General features: G+C 42.8%; 18 protein-coding genes. 17 read left to right on the top strand and 1 reads right to left on the bottom strand.

Annotated features, from left to right (window positions below):
• Positions 1-30: 30 nt before the first annotated feature.
• The 11 genes from xseA to CSV70_RS10690 all read left to right on the top strand — a co-directional run bounded on the left by xseA (position 31) and on the right by CSV70_RS10690 (position 12,488).
• On the top strand, positions 31-1,380 hold the full coding sequence (gene xseA, locus CSV70_RS10740; protein ID WP_099628914.1) for an exodeoxyribonuclease VII large subunit: 1,350 nt from the start codon (positions 31-33) through the stop codon (positions 1,378-1,380).
• Positions 1,381-1,382: 2 nt separating this feature from the next.
• Positions 1,383-1,625: an exodeoxyribonuclease VII small subunit gene (locus CSV70_RS10735; RefSeq protein ID WP_085130496.1), complete on the top strand. Its 243-nt coding sequence runs from the start codon at positions 1,383-1,385 to the stop codon at positions 1,623-1,625.
• Positions 1,618-2,502, top strand: a complete 885-nt coding sequence (locus CSV70_RS10730; RefSeq protein WP_099626549.1) for a polyprenyl synthetase family protein — start codon at positions 1,618-1,620, stop codon at positions 2,500-2,502. The genes CSV70_RS10735 and CSV70_RS10730 overlap by 8 nt, the downstream gene beginning before the upstream one ends.
• Positions 2,503-2,644: 142 nt before the next feature.
• Entirely contained in the window at positions 2,645-4,543 is a 1,899-nt protein-coding gene (gene dxs, locus CSV70_RS10725) for a 1-deoxy-D-xylulose-5-phosphate synthase (protein ID WP_085133511.1), read from the top strand.
• Positions 4,540-5,361: a TlyA family RNA methyltransferase gene (locus CSV70_RS10720; RefSeq protein WP_085130500.1), complete on the top strand. Its 822-nt coding sequence runs from the start codon at positions 4,540-4,542 to the stop codon at positions 5,359-5,361. Before dxs ends, CSV70_RS10720 begins: the two co-directional genes overlap by 4 nt.
• Positions 5,362-5,438: 77 nt before the next feature.
• Entirely contained in the window at positions 5,439-5,888 is a 450-nt protein-coding gene (gene ahrC / locus CSV70_RS10715; RefSeq protein WP_085130502.1) for a transcriptional regulator AhrC/ArgR, read from the top strand.
• Positions 5,889-5,905: 17 nt separating this feature from the next.
• Positions 5,906-7,606, top strand: a complete 1,701-nt coding sequence (gene recN / locus CSV70_RS10710; protein ID WP_099626551.1) for a DNA repair protein RecN — start codon at positions 5,906-5,908, stop codon at positions 7,604-7,606.
• Between the two features lie 110 nt (positions 7,607-7,716).
• On the top strand, positions 7,717-8,670 hold the full coding sequence (locus CSV70_RS10705; RefSeq protein ID WP_099628913.1) for a SpoIVB peptidase S55 domain-containing protein: 954 nt from the start codon (positions 7,717-7,719) through the stop codon (positions 8,668-8,670).
• A gap of 224 nt (positions 8,671-8,894) precedes the next feature.
• Positions 8,895-9,689: a sporulation transcription factor Spo0A gene (gene spo0A / locus CSV70_RS10700; RefSeq protein ID WP_085130508.1), complete on the top strand. Its 795-nt coding sequence runs from the start codon at positions 8,895-8,897 to the stop codon at positions 9,687-9,689.
• Between the two features lie 533 nt (positions 9,690-10,222).
• Positions 10,223-11,776, top strand: a complete 1,554-nt coding sequence (locus CSV70_RS10695) for a flagellar assembly protein A (RefSeq protein WP_099628912.1) — start codon at positions 10,223-10,225, stop codon at positions 11,774-11,776.
• A complete protein-coding gene (locus CSV70_RS10690; RefSeq protein ID WP_099628911.1) occupies positions 11,769-12,488 on the top strand; it encodes a glycerophosphodiester phosphodiesterase in 720 nt (239 codons plus the stop codon). The genes CSV70_RS10695 and CSV70_RS10690 overlap by 8 nt, the downstream gene beginning before the upstream one ends.
• 15 nt (positions 12,489-12,503) lie before the next feature.
• Here CSV70_RS10690 and CSV70_RS10685 read toward each other — a convergent pair whose 3' ends face one another.
• Complete coding sequence (locus CSV70_RS10685; RefSeq protein WP_085130514.1) at positions 12,504-12,746, bottom strand: DUF2627 domain-containing protein; 243 nt, start codon at positions 12,744-12,746, stop codon at positions 12,504-12,506.
• 212 nt (positions 12,747-12,958) lie between these two features.
• On the opposite strand from CSV70_RS10685, the gene CSV70_RS10680 reads away from it, so the two are divergent.
• From CSV70_RS10680 to CSV70_RS10655, 6 genes are all read left to right on the top strand, one after another.
• Positions 12,959-14,053 carry a Leu/Phe/Val dehydrogenase gene (locus CSV70_RS10680; RefSeq protein WP_085130516.1) on the top strand — a complete coding sequence of 365 codons (1,095 nt, stop codon included), beginning with the start codon at positions 12,959-12,961 and terminating at the stop codon, positions 14,051-14,053.
• A gap of 101 nt (positions 14,054-14,154) precedes the next feature.
• On the top strand, positions 14,155-15,582 hold the full coding sequence (gene lpdA, locus CSV70_RS10675) for a dihydrolipoyl dehydrogenase (RefSeq protein WP_099628910.1): 1,428 nt from the start codon (positions 14,155-14,157) through the stop codon (positions 15,580-15,582).
• Positions 15,583-15,595: 13 nt separating this feature from the next.
• On the top strand, positions 15,596-16,600 hold the full coding sequence (locus CSV70_RS10670; RefSeq protein ID WP_099628909.1) for a thiamine pyrophosphate-dependent dehydrogenase E1 component subunit alpha: 1,005 nt from the start codon (positions 15,596-15,598) through the stop codon (positions 16,598-16,600).
• Positions 16,600-17,583 (top strand): alpha-ketoacid dehydrogenase subunit beta, encoded by a 984-nt coding sequence (locus tag CSV70_RS10665; RefSeq protein WP_085130522.1) that lies wholly within the window; start codon positions 16,600-16,602, stop codon positions 17,581-17,583. The genes CSV70_RS10670 and CSV70_RS10665 overlap by 1 nt, the downstream gene beginning before the upstream one ends.
• An 18-nt stretch (positions 17,584-17,601) precedes the next feature.
• A complete protein-coding gene (locus tag CSV70_RS10660) occupies positions 17,602-18,915 on the top strand; it encodes a dihydrolipoamide acetyltransferase family protein (protein ID WP_099628908.1) in 1,314 nt (437 codons plus the stop codon).
• A gap of 97 nt (positions 18,916-19,012) precedes the next feature.
• Positions 19,013-19,213, top strand: a complete 201-nt coding sequence (locus tag CSV70_RS10655; protein ID WP_099628907.1) for a hypothetical protein — start codon at positions 19,013-19,015, stop codon at positions 19,211-19,213.
• Positions 19,214-19,303: the final 90 nt, after the last annotated feature.

The raw sequence follows: 19,303 nt of genomic DNA, 5'->3' as shown, positions 1-19,303 counted from the left end.
TCTATACATAAAAGGGCAGGTGATGGAAACATGTCCAATCCAACTTTTTTAACCGTTCAAGCGCTAACGAAATATGTCAAACGAAAATTTGATGCAGATCCACATTTACGAAACGTTTATGTAAAAGGGGAATTGTCGAACGTTAAGCTGCATCCGTCGGGACATATTTATTTTACATTGAAAGACGATAAAACGAGAATTCAGGCGGCCATGTTCCGTTCCCGTTCCAATACACTTCAATTTAAGCCTGAAAATGGTATGAATGTACTGATCACAGGGGATGTGACGGTGTTTGAAACGGCAGGATCGTACCAGCTTTATGTACAAACAATGGAGCCGGACGGTATCGGGGCGCTGTATCTAGCTTTTGAACAGTTGAAAAAGAAGCTTCAGCAAGAAGGATTGTTTGAAGAAAGATTCAAGCAATCTATTCCGCAAGTACCTCAACGAATCGGCCTGATTACAGCCGAATCGGGTGCCGCGCTGCGTGATATGTACTCTACGATCAACAGACGATTTCCAATGGCAGAGATGTATCTTTTCCCGGCTCTCGTACAAGGTCGCACAGCAGTTCCTTCGATTGTCAAAGCGATTGAACAAGCGAACCATATGGCGAATGTCGATGTATTGATAGTGGGTCGAGGCGGAGGTTCCATTGAAGATCTGTGGGCATTTAATGAAGAAGACGTAGCACGTGCTATTTTCTCAAGTCGGATTCCGATCATCAGTGCAGTCGGACATGAAACCGATACGACAATTGCAGATTTTGTGGCGGATTTACGTGCACCGACTCCGACGGCAGCAGCAGAAATGGCTGTGCCGGATCAGCTTCAATTATTCCAACACTTGAAAAATCAGCAACGTTCGATTTATCTGGCGGTCCAGACCGTAATTAAACAGTTGAACAAGCGTTTAGAAACAGCTCAAGCTGCCTATCCGCTACAATATCCGGAAAGGTTATATCGGCCTTTCATCGAGAAGCTCGACAACCTCGAAGATCGTCTGCAACGTAGCAGTGAGGCAGTCGTTCAGGGAAAACGGATGAACTACGATCGCCTATTTGCAGGTTTTCAGTACTACACACCGATTCGACGCATCCAGCTCGAACAGCAACAGACGAAGCAATTGGAAATGCGTTTAAATCGTGCTGCAGAACACACTATTCAACAGCGGCAGCAACATTTTGTGGCACTGATGCGCATGATGCAAGCCTTGAATCCGTTACAAGTAATGGAAAGAGGTTTTTCAATCGGTTATAAAAATCATGAAGTCATTAAATCGATCAAAGATGTAGCGAACGGAGATCACGTGACGCTTCAACTAGCGGACGGATCTATTTCCACTATAGTAGAAGAAATCATTCCAAAGGAGGTCGAGTAAGAATGGCAGAAGATAAAAATATGCAATTCGAGCAAGCAATGCACCAATTAGAAGAAATTGTACAGAAGTTGGAGGCTGGTGAAGCGCCTTTGGATGATACAATCACGTTGTATAAACAAGGAATGGAGCTCTCAGCTTATTGCCAGAAGAAATTGCAAAATGCAGAAAAACAATTGATTCGGATGATTGACCAAGAAGGTAACGAATCCCAATTTGATCCAACGGTAGGTGAGCCGAATGAATGAAAAACTACAAGCATTTGTCGATGAAATGATTCCTGAAATTGAACGCGAATTGACGAACCAACTAGCGAAGTCTGACATTCCTGACGTTTTACACGAATCCATGATGTATTCCGTAGAAGCAGGGGGCAAACGAATTCGTCCGTTATTAGTTATGGCTGTTTTATTTGATATGAAAAAGGATTCGGTTGATGCAGTAAAAGTGGCGTCATCTGTTGAATTGATACATACATATTCATTGATCCATGACGATTTACCGTGCATGGATAATGATGATTTTAGACGAGGAAAACCTACTAATCATAAAGTGTACGGTGAGGATGTAGCGACGCTTTCGGGAGATGCGATGCAGGCGATGGCATTTCAAGCGCTTGCAGATCTTCGGGAGACACCACCCGCGGCAGCTATTGAACTTGTCGGATTATTGGCGAAGGCTTCTGGCGCACAAGGGATGGTCAAGGGACAAGTACTCGATATGAAAGGCGAACAGCAATTATTGCCTTTAGCAGAATTGGAAGAAGTCCATATTCATAAAACGGGGGCATTACTCTCATACTGTATTGAAGCAGGTGCTGTGTTAGCACAGGCTACTGATGAGCAGCGAGAGCAACTCCGCCGATTCTCCCACAATATTGGCTTGGCGTTCCAAATCCAAGATGATATTTTGGATGTGACAGCAACTACTGAACAGCTAGGCAAGACCGCGAACAGTGATACTTCAAGCGAAAAGTCGACGTATCCTTCATTGCTAGGGTTAGATGGGGCTCGTGAGCAATTAAAAGCACGACATGAAGAAGCTTTACATGCGTTGCAGTCCATCGGCTTAGGGGAGTCTATGTTGCAATTGTTAGCAGATTACATTATTGAGCGAAATATGTAATTTGGAACCGTTATATTTGTGTCGCACGTTGTTACTGTTATAATGTAGAAAACAAACAGCAACTACTTGGGCTAATGAACAAGAAATAGTGCGAACGTGCAAATAGAAAGACCTACTTACTTGATGAAGGTGTGTGATCATGATGGATCTAACAAAGATTACCAATCCATCTTTTATAAAAGAGCTCGATAAAGAACAGTTAGAATCACTGGCGGCAGATATTCGTCATTTTCTAATTGAAAATTTATCGGTTACTGGCGGGCATATCGGACCGAATCTGGGTGTTGTCGAATTGACGATTGCGTTGCATAAAATTTTCGACAGTCCAACCGACAAATTTTTATGGGATGTAGGACATCAGTCATATGTCCATAAAATTCTTACAGGCCGAGCTGGCGAGTTTGATACTCTTAGAAAATATAAAGGATTGAGCGGATTTCCGAAGATGGCGGAGAGCATACACGATGTATGGGAAACCGGCCATAGTTCGACATCTTTGTCAGCGGCTATGGGAATGGCTGTTGCGCGAGATATTAAAAAAGAAAAAAGTTTTGTCATTCCGATCATTGGCGATGGTGCGTTGACGGGCGGTATGGCACTAGAGGCATTGAACCATATCGGACATGAGAAGACGAATCTGACAGTCATTCTAAATGACAATGAAATGTCTATTGCACCAAATGTTGGGGCATTGCACTCGATTCTCGGGAAATTACGTACAGCTGGCAAGTACAATAACGTAAAAGATGAACTGGAATTCATTTTGCGTAAAATTCCAGCTGTAGGCGGTAGAGTCGCAACAGCTGCCGAACGTGTCAAAGACAGTTTGAAATATTTAGTAGTAAACGGGGTCTTCTTTGAGGAACTTGGATTTACGTATTTAGGACCGGTTGACGGCCATGACTTTGTAGAATTGGAGCGTTCTCTTCAATATGCGAAGAAAATGGAAGGGCCGGTACTACTTCATGTGATTACGAAAAAAGGAAAAGGCTATAGCCCTGCGGAGTTAGATAAAATCGGTACATGGCATGGTACAGGACCTTATAAGATTGAAACTGGAGATTTTGTGAAATCCCCTGTAGATGGCCCTGCTTGGAGTGCTTTGGTTTCTGAAACGGTACGCAAGCTTGCGCGAGAGGATCGACGTATTGTCGCGATCACACCTGCTATGCCTGTAGGGTCGAAACTTGAATCATTTGCAGCGGAATTCCCAGATCGTTTCTTCGATGTTGGAATTGCGGAACAACATGCGACCACTATGGCTGCGGGACTTGCAGCAACTGGAATGAAACCATTCCTTGCAATTTATTCGACATTCTTGCAACGTGCATACGATCAGATGTTGCATGATATTACGCGACAGAAGCTCAATGTCTTTATCGGCATTGACCGTTCAGGACTTGTAGGAGCAGATGGAGAAACACATCATGGTGTATTTGATATCGCATTCCTGCGTCATTTGCCGAACTTAGTCATTATGATGCCGAAAGATGAGAATGAAGGCCAACATATGGTGAAGACAGCCATCGATTATGATGAAGGTCCGATTGCACTTCGATTCCCACGTGGCAATGGCTATGGCGTTCCAATGGACGAAGCGCTTCATACGATTCCGATCGGTACATGGGAAGTATTGCAAGAAGGTGAAGATGCAACGATTTTGACGTTCGGGACGACGATTCCCATGGCATTTTCGGCTGCTGAACAATTGAAATCACAAGGCAAAAATGTCGCGATTGTCAATGCGCGTTTCATTAAACCGATGGATACGAATTTATTGGATGAGCTATTTGCTAAAGGTAAACCGATTATTACGATCGAAGAAGCTGTTCTTGCAGGAGGCTTCGGCAGTGGAGTATTGGAGTATGCAGAACAAGTAGGTCATACGGGCACGATTTTCGAAAGAATCGGTATTCCGGATGAATTCATTGAACACGGTAGTGTCGATAAACTACTTGTCGAAATCCATATGACACCTGATCACGTGGCGGAAGTGACAGCAGCGGCTATTCAGCAAGCGGCAGAAAGAGCGAAAGTATGAGTACATCTGTGAAAAAAGAAAGAGTGGATTTGTTGCTGGTAGAGCGTGGATTGACTGAATCCCGTGAACAAGCAAAACGATCCATCATGGCGGGGCTTGTTTACTCCGATACTGCAAGAATTGAAAAGGCAGGAGAAAAAATTGCAGTAGATGCCCCATTGACTGTAAAAGGCCCTGCGATTAAATATGTAAGTCGTGGTGGCTTGAAACTGGAAAAGGCGTTAGGGTCTTTTCCTATTTCTGTGAAAGAAAAGATTGTTCTAGATATTGGCGCTTCGACGGGTGGCTTTACGGATTGTGCATTGCAAAACGGCGCGAAACATTGCTACGCATTGGATGTTGGCTATAATCAACTCGCTTGGAAAATTCGTCAGCATGAACAAGTGACCGTGATGGAGCGACAGAATTTCCGTCATGCGACTGTCGATTTGTTTACTGAAGGATTACCGGAAGTCGCTACGATCGACGTTTCATTCATCTCGTTAGCGTTGATTTTACCCGCATTAAAAAACATCATCGTACCGGGTGGTCAAGTGGTGGCGCTAGTGAAGCCTCAATTTGAAGCGGGAAAAGATAAAGTCGGTAAAAAAGGTATTGTTCGAGATCCAGCAATACATCTAGAAGTGTTGGAAAAAATCGCTGCGATGGCAGTGGCGGAAGGATTTTCCGTTAAAGGTGCTACGTACTCGCCTGTTACAGGTGGAGAAGGCAATATTGAGTTCTTGTATTACTTAGTAGCTGAAGACGGAGCGATCACTGATTTTACAACGGAAGATTTCAAGCAATTAGTCAAACAGGCACATACTGATTTAACATAACGCGCAATGAGTTGCGCGTTTTTTAGATGATTAGTATAATTTTGTTTATGGACTCAACAGAATCGGAGTGAATAAAATTGAATAAAGGACAACGACATCTACGAATTAGAGAGATCATTACGAATAGTGAAATAGAAACACAAGATCAGCTGGTCGAAAGTTTGAAAGCTGCTGGGGCCGATGTCACGCAAGCAACGGTTTCGCGTGATATTAAAGAAATGCACTTGATTAAAGTACCTTCACCTTCAGGTAATTATAAATACAGTCTCCCTCCTATTCATCGCTATAATACGGAAGAAAAATTGAAGCGGATGTTAGAAGATGCGTTCGTTGGCATCGATAGTGCCAGTCATTTTATTATGTTGAAAACGCTTCCCGGTAATGCGCAAGCGGTTGGATCACTAGTTGACAACTTGGACTGGGATGAAATGCTTGGAACGATTTGTGGTGACGATACATGTTTGATCATTTGTCGTGAAGAATCTCAAACAGAATACGTAAAAGATAAATTATTATCAATGCTATAAGCGAGGTGAGGATTTCTTTGTTAAGCGAACTTTCTATTAAAAACTTTGCTATTATTGAACAACTTGAAATCGCGTTTGACGATGGTCTAACGGTGCTGACTGGCGAAACGGGTGCTGGGAAGTCCATTATTATTGATGCTGTCCAGCTACTTGCTGGCGGCCGTGGTTCACAGGAATTCATTCGCCACGGTGCGAAAAAAGCTGAGCTTCAGGGGCTTTTCACGATCGATAAAAATATTGAAAATGTGATGGGGAAGTTGACTGAATTTGGCATTGATACAGAAGAAGGTATTGTGATTTTACGCCGGGATATTAGTGCCAGCGGGAAATCCGTTTGTCGCGTCAATGGTAAACTCGTAACAATTGCTATATTGCGTGAGATCGGCGCATTGCTGATCGATATCCATGGACAACACGAAAACCAAGAATTAATGAATGAAAAGCGTCATATTCATTTGCTCGATTTCTTTATTGGTGAGCCGATTGAACGTGCGATGGCAACATATACCGAGTTATATGATAAATATAAAAAACTCCAGCAACTCATTGCGGCTAAAACGCAAGATGAACAGCAAATTGCGCAGAAAATCGATTTGTACAAATTCCAATTAGAAGAAATCGATGCAGCGAATTTACGGATCGGTGAAGAAGAGGAATTGGAGTCTGAACTTGTAAAGCTGCAGCATTTTAATCGGTTATTTGATCGCTTGAATACTTCATATGAAGCATTGTCTTTAGAGTCGCATGGACTCGATTGGGTTGGTAATTCGATGAGTGATCTCGAAGAAGCAGCTTCGATCGATGAAGATCTTAAAACGATGTCTGAAACAGTTAATTCTTCGTTTTACGCGCTTCAAGACGTTTCACATGATTTAAAAAGGATGATTGATGGTATGGAATTCCAGCCAGATCGTTTGGAATTTGTCGAGGATCGATTAGCCTTGTTTTTAACATTGAAGCGAAAGTATGGGAAATCACTAGAAGATATTTTGATTTATCGCGATAAAATTGCTGACGCACTTGATCAATTGGTCAATCGTGACGAAAGATTGCATCAAAACCAAGAATTATTGGCACAATACGTAGAAGACCTTGAAATAGAAGCAAATGAATTATCAATTATCCGAAAAAAAGCGGCTCTTTCTCTTGAAAAAGGAATTGAAGAGCAGTTGAAGCAGTTGTACATGGAAAAGGCCACCTTCAAAGTGCAAATTCACCAAAAGCAACCTCGTCAATTCGATGCCAACGGATTTGATGAAGTGGTATTTATGATTTCCACAAACTTGGGTGAACCGCTTAAACCTTTAGTACGAGTGGCGTCTGGTGGCGAATTATCTCGAATGATGCTGGCACTAAAAACGATTTTTTCTCAACATCAAGGTGTCACATCGATTATTTTCGATGAAGTCGATACCGGAGTTAGTGGGCGCGTAGCACAGTCTATTGCGGAAAAAATTTCTATGATCTCCAGCCACTCTCAAGTACTATGTATTTCGCATTTACCTCAAGTGGCCGCAATGGCAGATCATCATTACCTCATCAAAAAAGAAGTGCATGATGGCCGTACAACTACGGCGATTCATGATGTGATGAAAACAGAACGTACGGAAGAATTATCACGCATGCTTTCGGGTGCAGAAATTACGACGTTGACTCTTCAGCATGCTGAAGAACTTTTGGTTTTAGCCGATCAACGCAAAAAGGAATTCCGTAAATAAAGTATGAATTCACAACGTTTTCCATGGGAAAGGGTACTGTTTATTTTACCCTTTCATACTTTCTCTTCGAAAGGACATACCAAAGGTATCTTTCGTTGAGGAGGTGAAACATGGGATGGAATAAATCTTTCAAGACGCTTTTAGCACTCGTCCTGATGCTCTGCCTTGTGCCTGGAATATCATTAGCAAATGAAGAAACGCTCATTCCGATGGGTGACTCCATTGGAATACAAATGGATTTAAGTGGTATTTATGTAACGAGTGACGTCAAGGTAGGTCAGCAGGAATGGTTAAAAAAAGGTGATATAATTCGCCAGTTGAACGGTGCGGATACGAAGCAACTCGTTCAATTCGAACGGGCTTTGCAAAAAGACAGCGCTACGATGATACTTGACGTTTTGCGTAATGGGAAGCAAGAAACCATTGAAGCAGATAAGTCGCTCATTAAGCGCGTCACGCCCTTTCTGAAGGATCGAACGGAAGGTACTGGGACTTTGACATATGTCGACCCGGAAAGTGGCACGTATGGTGCGTTAGGGCATCAAATTATTGATAGTACGTTACAATCTGCTCCATCTTTTGAAAAAGGCGCGATTTATTTATCTGAAATCAGCCAGATCAAGAAGAGTTCTCCAGGGATTCCGGGTTATAAAATCTCCTCTATTATTGATCAGAATAAATTTCTTGGAAATATTCAAATCAATAATGTGTATGGAATATTTGGTCATTGGAAAAACGCTTATAATAAAGTGTTGGCCGAACCGCTCGAAATTATGCAGCCGTTTGAATTGATGATCGGACCTGCAGAAATTTATACTACAGTGGAAGGGTCCACTGTAGAGAAATTCACCATCCAAATTACGAAGATAGAAGAAGAACAATTCCACATCCTATTGACTGACCAGAAACTGCTGAGTAAGACGGGCGGGATCCTACAAGGTATGAGTGGTAGTCCTGTGATCCAGAATGGCAAGTTCGTCGGTGCTATCACGCATATGTTCGTGGATGAGCCGGAAAAAGGGGCCGCGCTTTTCCTAAAGACGATGAGAACGAATGAGAAGTGAAAAAGCAGCCTGTGTAAAGTGCACAGGCTGCTTTTTCGTATAGGTGTTCGATACAAAGAAAAGGGAATAAAGTCGAAATAGGTAGAAAGCATCGTTCAGAAGTATCATTTTGCGTGAATCTTTAAGTAAATGTAGAAATCACCAAATATATGACTTACGATAATAGGAGAGAAACAGCGGGAGAAAGAAATCGATGTCCGATCTTAAATCAGGGGGAATGTGTAATGGAAAATGTAAAAGTAGCAATAGTTGACGATAATAAAGAACTAGTGAAAACGATGGTGTCATATTTTGAGAAGCACGATGAAATAGAAGTGATTTGGACAGCGAATAATGGGCAAGTGTGCTTGACGATGTTAGAAGAAGAGCGTCCAGATATTTTATTGTTGGATATTATTATGCCGCATCTTGATGGTATTGGAGTATTAGAGACGCTGAATGAAACGAATAATATGGGGAATATGCAAATCATGATGTTGACGGCTTTTGGACAGGAAAACGTTATGTCGCAAGCCGCAAACCTTGGCGCTTCGTACTTCATGTTGAAGCCATTTGAATTTGACCGCTTGATCGGGCAAATCTTTAAAGCAGCCGGAAAACCAAAAAATACGGCGCCTTCTTTTGTCGTGCAGGAGTCAGCCCAACAGACAGGCGTTGTTACTCAAAAAGTACTTGATACGGCAATTACATCGATGATCAAAGAAATCGGCGTGCCTGCTCATATTAAAGGCTATGCGTTTTTACGCGAAGGAATTCAGATGGTCTATAGTGATGTAGAGTTGCTTGGATCGGTTACGAAGATTCTGTATCCGGATATTGCGAAAAAGTATAATACCACTCCATCCCGTGTGGAACGTGCAATTCGCCATGCGATCGAGGTGGCGTGGAACCGTGGGAATTACGATTTGATTTCGAAGACGTTCGGCTATACAGTCCATCATCTAAAAAGCAAGCCGACGAATAGCGAGTTCATCGCCATGATCGCGGACAAGATCCGTTTAGAGCATATGGTGAGCTGATTGACGTGATAAAAGGATAAAGAGTGTATGCAAACCAACTAATCGGGTGTATTAGTTGGTTTTCGTTTGTACATAGGTAAAGTAGGATACGTTAAGGAGCACGGTCTTGGCGGACGCGTTCTGGTTGTTTCGTTTATTAGTTGGAAAAGTGAATAATGTGAATGCTAATTCATTTGCGCTCATTAATTCGTGTAAGTGATCATACTTTTTCTGCCACCGCTCTTAACTTCCCGTAAGCGCTCATACTTCATTGGCGTCCGCTCTATATTCAACTCCAAGCGCTCATACAGGTTGTATAACCGCTCATTCCATCACTTTACCTCATTTGTTGTTGGACATACATTGCACTAACGATGTATGTATAAACGATGCAATAGACATACCATAGGGATAAAGTCAGTTTTTACTTTGCACGATATGAAAATCGGAGAATGCTGTGAGAAAATGCTTATTTACGCGTTGTAATCACAAAAAGAGCTACCTTTAGTGCTTTGCAATCTTCTATACTAGTAATTAAAGAGGGAGGGATTTCGTTGTTAGTTGAAAATGAATATTTTGAACTTCGAGAAGAAAATAATAAAATTATCATGAACACGAAAAAAGTAGGATATCCGCTAAAGTCATTTGACGCGCTGGCTTCTGATATTCCTAGATTGAAACTGAATTCATTCAAGGAGCTGATGAAAGCTCTTCAAACGGAAGGCCAGCATGATATTGGGTCGTACTCCGCTCCTTGTGAAGTATATATATCACCTAGTAAAATGAAGGTAGAATTGTATATTCATGCAACAAACGAAGAGTTTCTTGCTAATAAAGAGCAGTTTCTGAAACAGGCGGAAGAAATGCTCGATCAGCGAGAAATTCGCTACGACAAAGAAAGTCTATTGAATTTGGCCTATCTCCCAAGTAATCCAATTATTATTGCGGTAGGTAAAGAACCTATTCAAGGGGAAAGTGCACGGGTCGAGTATATTGCGATGCCAGATCGTAAACCTATTCTTCGAGATGACGGCTCTGTCGACCATTATGAGTTGAATTTCGTGACGCCGATTGTGAAAGATGAATGGTTGGGTGAAAAGACGCCTGCTCAAGAGGGGCTCGAAGGCTATAATATCTTTGGTGAACCGATAGCGGCTAAAAAAGGTGAGGACATTAAACTGGTCTATGATCGAAAATCGGTCGGGGAGTTTGAGGAAGATGGCAAAATGGTCTTACGCGCTTTGCATGGCGGTGCACTCGAAGAACTGAACGGCGCCATCAGTGTCGGTAAGCAATTGATCATTCCGGACGACGTAGGTACGAAAACGGGATCGATTACGTTTGATGGTTCAGTGCGTGTGATGGGAACAGTTTCTGCCGGCTTTTCTGTCAATGCGACAGGGGATATTTCTATCGAAGGAAAAGAAGGTATAACAAATGCTAAAGAAATCTACTCTGAAGAAGGCGATGTCTATATTAAAGGCGGCGTGTTTGGTGGAGGAGAAACCATTATTAAAGCGAAGAAAAACGTTTTCGTAAAACATGCGAATAACTGTAAAATCTACGGGGAACGAGTCAATATCGGTCTCTATTCACTTGGATCTGAATTATACGGTGATCATATTTGTATCGATAAACATAAAGGTCGAATCATCGGTGGCGTGGCGGAAGCGATGTTTTCCATCGAATGTGCAACAGTTGGCAATAGCCACGAACGTTTGACGAAACTGATCGTCAAAGGAGTAAATAAAGAACTGGAGCTCGAAGAAATTCAACGCCTTGCGGAAAAACTTAAAGCGGAGCATGCGGAACTGAAGAAAATTGAGCAGACGCTAGATAAATTGAAGAGCGTCAATGCAAGTCTTCCCGCTGGACAGTTGAATATGCTAGAAAAGACATTGCTTGCTAAACAGCAAGGAATTGTATCGCTTGATCAGACGATCAAAAAAAAATTGCAACTTGTGCAAGTGGCTAGCGCACCTACAATTGAAATCACGCGCGAAGCCCATCCGGGTGTCCATCTTGTAATAGGCAATAAAACTAGTATGTTGAGTCGTGTGACAAAAGGCGTTTTCGAACTAACGAGCGAAGGAGTATTAAATGTCTGAGAGTAAAATATTTGCCCACCGTGGTGCGTCTGGACATTATTTTGAAAATACGATGCGTGCTTTTTTAGGGGCTGTGCAAAAAGGTGCGGATGGAATCGAATTAGACGTGCAACAAACGAGCGACGGACAGTTAGTTGTTATTCACGACAATGAATTAGCACGTCTCGCCGGAATTGATCAGCATATTGATCAATTGACGTCAAAGGAACTGCAGCACATCAAAATTGGTAAGAACAGTTACAGGCGAATGTTTGGTCATACCATACCTGTTTTATTTGATGTGGTTTCTTTCTGTTCTGAACATAATTTGGCGCTTAATGTCGAATTAAAAGAAACGGTGTATGGGCAAGTTGCTGCGCTTGAGCAAATTTTACATTACGTTGAATCACTATCTACCGTACATCTTTCTTCGTTTGATTATGAGACGATGCGGATGGTAAAAGAGCTGGACTCGGATATGGAAACCGCATTATTGCTTAGAAAAAAAACGATTGATTGGCAAAATCTTGATGTATATGACGTCGATGCCTTTCATTTTCATAAGCGATTGTGGAAAGATCCGTTTAAACGTCAATTGCTCGAAAGTGGTAAGATATTACGAATGTACGGGGTAACTGGGGCGGAATCTTTTTTATCTGATACCCCCGAAGTGACAGGTTGGATTACGGATTATCCGAAGCGTGTACGCAAAAAAATAAAAGGATCAAGGTAGTGTACCTTGGCCCTTTTATTTCAAGTCTTTTTTAAATCTGTCAGCTGCCCGTCCAGATCTGCGGTCTCGGCGTAATAAAAAGCCTGCAAAGAATCCCAGACCTCCGGCGAAAAGTATGAAACCGCCTAAAAATTGCATCCAAATGAATGGGAATGGCGAAAAAAGATGCCCAAACAATGAATCTCGCATTAATTTTATTCCTAGGGCCGCTGCAATCCCTGGAATCAACAGTACAATAAACGCAGCAAGACGTACCATATCCTTCAACCCCTTACCAATTTAATTTTACCGTGTGGTCATGGATTGTCAAGGACTCTGCCATCATGTACGATATAGGTAGATTGTTTACAAAACTCGCAGCGAAAGCAATAGCCAAAATGTGTCAAATTTGCATTTTCGTCGTGAGAAATTTAGAATCAGTACCATACGCATGAATCTTTATAATCTTTTACTAGCCTGGAGGGATACTTATGGAATTGTTTACGTACATGGAAGATCACGACTATGAGCAACTGGTGCTTTGTTATGACAAGACATCTGGATTGAAAGCGGTTATCGCAATTCACGACACGACACTAGGACCGGCACTTGGTGGCGCCCGCATGTGGACGTATGCTAGCGAAGAAAATGCGATTGAAGATGCATTAAGACTAGCTAAAGGAATGACGTACAAGAACGCTGCAGCAGGTTTGAATCTTGGTGGCGGCAAGACGGTTATAATCGGAGATCCGAAAACGGATAAGAACGATGAACTGTTCCGCGCCTTGGGTCGTTACATAGAAGGGCTAAACGGACGTTATATTACAGCGGAAGATGTTGGGACTACTGAATATGATATGGACTTAATCCATTTGGAAACAAATTTTGTTACAGGTATCTCTTCAGGAGAAGGTACGTCAGGAAACCCTTCCCCGGTTACTGCACTCGGTATTTATAAAGGAATGAAAGCGGCTGCGAAAGAAGCATTCGGCGATGATTCACTTGACGGTAAAACCGTTGCGGTTCAAGGTGTTGGAAATGTTGCCTATACACTTTGCGAATACTTGCATGAAGAAGGCGCAAAATTGATTGTTACGGATATCAATGAAGCAGCAGTAGAACGTGCAGTAGAAGCGTTCGGGGCAACGGCTGTTGCGACGGATGCAATTTACTCACAAGAAGCAGATATCTTTGCTCCATGTGCTCTAGGTGCAGTGATCAACGATGAGACGATTCCACAATTGAAAGTAAAAGTCGTTGCGGGTTCTGCTAATAACCAATTGAAGGAACCAGAACATGGCGATCGCTTGCATGAAATGGGTATCGTCTACGCTCCAGACTACGTGATCAACTCAGGCGGAGTCATCAATGTGGCGGACGAATTGATTGGTTACAATAAAGAGCGTGCACTGAAGCGAGTAGAAGGCATTTACGATACGATCCTAAAGATTTTCGCTATCTCAAAACGAGACGGCATTCCATCCTACCAAGCTGCAGACCGTTTGGCAGAAGAGCGAATTGCAAGAGTTGGTGCAACGAGAAGTACATTCTTGCGTAATGAAAAAAGTATTATATCAAATAAATAATTTAGTAGATGAGTCATAGCGGTAGGCAGGGTCATCTGTCCACCGCTACACTCGCCTGTCTAAAATTATTTGAATACTGTAAGCGAAGGGAGTCCTTTACGTTGAGTAAAGAATATGACGTAGTGATATTAGGTGGCGGAACTGGTGGATATGTAGCAGCCATTCGCGCGGCTCAATTAGGTTTGACAACAGCAATTGTAGAAAAATCCAAACTTGGCGGTACATGTTTGCATAGCGGGTGTATCCCGAGTAAAGCGATGCTAAAAAGTGCGGAAGTCTATCGTGTAACACGTCAAGAAGCGAATGAGTTCGGCGTGAATACGGGAGATGTCACATTGGATTTCTCACAAGTACAAAAACGTAAAGGGAAAATCGTCGATCAATTACATGCAGGTATTGAAGGGTTGATGAAAAAAGGTAAAATCGATGTCTATCAGGGGACAGGTAGAATACTAGGAGCTTCTATTTTCTCTCCAATGCCTGGAACTATTTCCGTGGAAATGGATAATGGTAATGAAAATGAAATATTGATTCTAAAAAATCTCGTGGTTGCTACTGGATCAAAACCGAGATCATTACCTGGACTCGAAGTAGATGAGTCGTCTGTAATGACATCCGACGGAGCTTTATTAATGAATGCGCTTCCATCTTCGATTACGATTATTGGTGGCGGTGTAATTGGTATCGAGTGGGCTTCTATGCTGGTAGATTTCGGTGTGGATGTAACAGTCATGGATCGTCTAGAGCAGATATTGGCAACAGAAGATCATGAAGTTGCTGTTGCCATGCATAAAGCACTCAAAAAACGCGGTGTAAAGTTCATATTAGGTGCAGAAATTTTGACGCAGTCGTTGCAGAAAAATGACAATGAGGTCACGATTTCTTATAAGTTAGGTGATGATGAACAGTCCATCACGAGTGAGAAGATGTTGGTGTCTGTTGGACGCGCTCCAGTTATCAATGACATCGGTTTACAAAACACCGATATTCAAGTCGAAAAGGGTTCGATTCAAACGAATGCGCATTATCAAACAAAAGACGATCATATTTATGCAATCGGTGATGTAATTGGCGGCCTTCAATTGGCGCATGTAGCGGAACATGAAGGATTGCATGCGATCGAACATATAGCAGGAAAACAGCTAGATCCGATTGATTACGATCTAGTACCACGTTGTGTCTACTCCTACCCGGAAACTGCGGCAGTTGGCTTGACCGAGCAACAAGCGAAAGATCGAGGGTTTGAGGTGAAGATCGGAAAATTCCCGTTCAAAGCAAACGGCAAAGCGTTGGTTAACGGTCATGCGGATGGTTTTGTGAAACTCATCGTAGATCAGCAGACGGATGATATTATCGGTGTTCATATGATGGGCTCGCATGTAACGGATTTAATTTCTGAAGCAGGCTTAGCGATGGTGATGAATGCAATTCCTTGGGAAATATCCTCGGCAATTCATCCTCACCCGACATTATCTGAAGCGTTCAGTGAAGCGGCATTAGCAGTTGAAGGGCTAGCCATTCACATGTAAAGGAGGAAATGGAATGAGTAATCGGCATATTGTATTGGGTTTGACAGATGAAGACGTGTTGCAAATGTATGAGACGATGCTGATGGCACGTCGTTTAGATGAGAGAATGTGGTTGCTAAACCGTGCGGGGAAGATTCCGTTCGTCATCTCTTGTCAAGGACAAGAGGCGGCACAGGTAGGGGCTTCATTCGCTTTGAATAATGAAAAGGACTGGATTGCACCGTACTACCGTGATATGGGAGTTGTCTTACATTTTGGTATGACGCCGAAAGATTTGATGTTATCGGCTTTCGCCAAGGCGGAAGATCCGAACTCCGGTGGACGGCAGATGCCAGGTCACTTTGGTCAACGCAAGAATCGTATTTTGACAGGATCTTCACCTGTTACAACGCAATTACCACATGCTGTCGGTGTAGCACTCGCCGCAAAGATGAATAAAGAAGACTTCATTACGTTCGTGACTCTTGGTGAAGGTTCTTCCAATCAGGGAGACTTCCATGAAGGTATGAACTTTGCTGGTGTGCATAAGTTACCTACAGTGATTATGGTGGAAAATAATAAATATGCAATCTCCGTACCTATAAGTAAACAAATAGCTTGTGAGAATGTCTCCGATCGTGCAATTGGTTACGGTATGCCAGGCTACACTGTAGATGGAAGAGATCCGCTGACAGTGTATGAAGTAGTAAAAAAAGCGGCAGACCGAGCTAGAAACGGAGAAGGTCCGACATTAGTCGAAGCGGTATGTTATCGATTGACTGCACACTCTTCAGATGATGATCAACGTCAATACCGAGATGCAGAAGAGTTGGAAGACGAAAGAAAACAAGATCCGTTATTGTCATTCATTCAGTATCTGAAAGAAGTTAACGTCTTGACGGATGAAAAGTATGATGAGATTGAAGAACGAGTGAAACTGCAGGTCGATGAAGCGACAGAGTATGCGGAACTGGCGGAATACGCGAAGCCAGAACATGCACTGCGCTATGTCTATGAAGAAAAGGGAGGCGAAGCATAATGGCCGTTCGTTCATTTATAGATGCGATCAACCTGGCGATGAAAGAAGAAATGGAACGCGACGACCAAGTATTCGTACTTGGAGAAGATGTTGGCCGTAAAGGCGGTGTGTTTAAAGCAACAACTGGTCTATACGATCAATTCGGTGAATACCGTTCGCTTGATACACCTCTCGCTGAGTCAGCAATCGCAGGAGTTGCGATTGGTGCTGCAATGTATGGTATGCGTCCGATTGCCGAAATGCAGTTTGCCGATTTTATTATGCCAGCGGTCAATCAGATCGTCTCTGAAGCAGCGAAAATCCGTTATCGCTCGAATAATGATTTTACTTGTCCTATCGTCATTCGCGCTCCTTTTGGTGGTGGCGTTCACGGAGCTTTATATCATTCACAGTCCGTTGAATCAATGTTTGCTTCAACACCTGGCTTGAAAATTGTCATTCCATCCACTCCTTACGATGCGAAAGGTTTGCTAAAAGCGGCAGTGCGCGATGAAGATCCCGTGCTATTCTTCGAGCATAAGCGCGCGTATCGGTTGATCAAAGGCGAAGTTCCGGATGATGATTATGTATTGCCGATCGGGAAAGCAGATGTGAAGCGTGAAGGAGAAGATGTAACGATTATCACGTATGGACTATGTGTTCATTTCGCACTGCAGGCTGCAGAACGTTTAGCTGAAGATGATATTTCTGTTCATATTTTGGATCTACGTACAGTCTATCCATTAGATAAAGAAGCGATCATTGAGGCCGCTTCGAAAACAGGCAAAGTTCTATTGGTGACAGAAGATAACCTAGAAGGCAGCATCATGAGTGAAGTTTCTGCGATTATTGCAGAAAATTGTTTATTTGAATTGGATGCGCCAATCAAGCGATTAGCAGGACCTGACGTACCTGCCATGCCATATGCCCCTTCTATGGAAAAGTTCTTTATGATGAATCCTGAAAAGGTCGAAAAAGCAGCAAGGGATTTAGCGGAATTTTAACTAAGGAGGCGTAAGGATATGGGCATTGAAAAGATTACTATGCCGAAACTGGGTGAGAGTGTAACAGAAGGAACTATCGAAAAATGGCTTGTCGCTCCCGGTGATACGGTATCAAAATATGATTCGCTTGCGGAAGTGACAACCGATAAAGTCACAGCTGAAGTCCCTTCTTCATTCTCGGGGACGATCAAAGAAATTATCGCAAATGAAGGCGATACGATTGAAGTGGGCGAGACGGTTTGTTTGATTGAAATTGAAGGCGACGTCGAAGAACCTGTACAAGTTTCAGCACCTAAAGCAGAAGCACCAGCTGAAAAACCTGCACTGCAACAAACACCGAAAACGAAGTCACAACTCGTAGTGGGAGGCAAGGCAGCAGGCCGATTTTCTCCTGCTGTGTTGAAGATGTCTCAAGAAAATGGCATTGACTTGTCTCAAGTAAGTGGCACGGGACGCGAAGGACGTATTACGCGAAAAGATATTCAAGCGTTCATTGAAAGTGGCGGAGTACAATCGCGACCAACCATACAAGAAGTTGCTGTTCAAGAAGAGTCGCCACAACAAGTGGCATCTACGGAGAAACAGTCAGCTCCTGAACAATCTGTCTCGTCAAATGTGAAACTTGAAAATGGTGATATTGAAATTCCGGTAACGAGTGTACGACGCGCGATTGCAAACAATATGGTGCGTTCTGTTACCGAAGCGCCACATGCTTGGATGATGATAGAAGTGGACGTAACGGAACTTGTCTTGTTGCGTGATAGTGTCAAAAAGGAATTCAAAGAAAAAGAAGGATTCAATTTGACGTACTTCGCCTTCTTCATCAAAGCCATTTCGCAAGCATTGAAGGAATATCCGGAAATGAACTCGATGTGGGCAGGCGATACGATCGTCATGAAAAAAGACATTAATATTTCGATTGCGGTAGCAACGGACGATGCGTTATACGTTCCTGTCATCAAAGGGACGGATGAAAAGACCATTAAAGGTATTGGTCGCGAAATACATGAGTTGGCTGGAAAAGTACGTAATGGCAAGCTGAAATCAACAGAGATGCAAGGTGGTACGTTCACGGTCAACAATACTGGCTCATTTGGATCTGTTCAGTCGATGGGGATTATCAATTATCCGCAGGCTGCTATTTTGCAAGTGGAGTCGATCGTCAAGCGTCCAGTTATTATGGACAATGGCATGATGGCTGCACGGGATATGGTCAACCTTTGTTTATCGCTTGATCACCGCGTGCTTGACGGACTCGTCTGTGGACGTTTCCTTGCACGTGTGAAAGAGTTGTTGGAAGGTATGGCTAAAGATAAGACTTCTTTATATTAAAATTCGACAACCTCCAAAATTGTTTTGGAGGTTGTTTTTGGATGGTAAAGGGAAATTAGTGGTTGGATGCAGATCAATTACTTGTGGAAGTGTGTGAATGATGGCTGTGTTTTTTGCTTATGTAAGTTTAAGTGCAGAGTATGTCCAAGATGACGTGAGGAATTATTGTGGTATAGAGCGGTTGGAGAAGCTTTATGAGCGCTTAGAGATGAATATAGAGCGGGTTTGGATGAGGTATGAGCGCTTGTTGGAAGTTAAGAGCGGTTACGGAGGAAGAATGATCGCTTACACGAATTAATGAGCGCAAACGAATTGGCATTCATTCATTATTCACCTTTCCAATTTAAAAACGATACACTGTTGATCAGCGTCGTGTTCCCTCTTAACC

The sequence above is a fragment of the Sporosarcina sp. P25 genome (assembly GCF_002743235.1).
GTDB classification, from domain to species: domain Bacteria; phylum Bacillota; class Bacilli; order Bacillales_A; family Planococcaceae; genus Sporosarcina; species Sporosarcina ureae_B.
The sequence above is the reverse complement of the archived record's forward strand: the minus strand, read 5'-3'. Positions and strand labels throughout refer to the sequence as shown.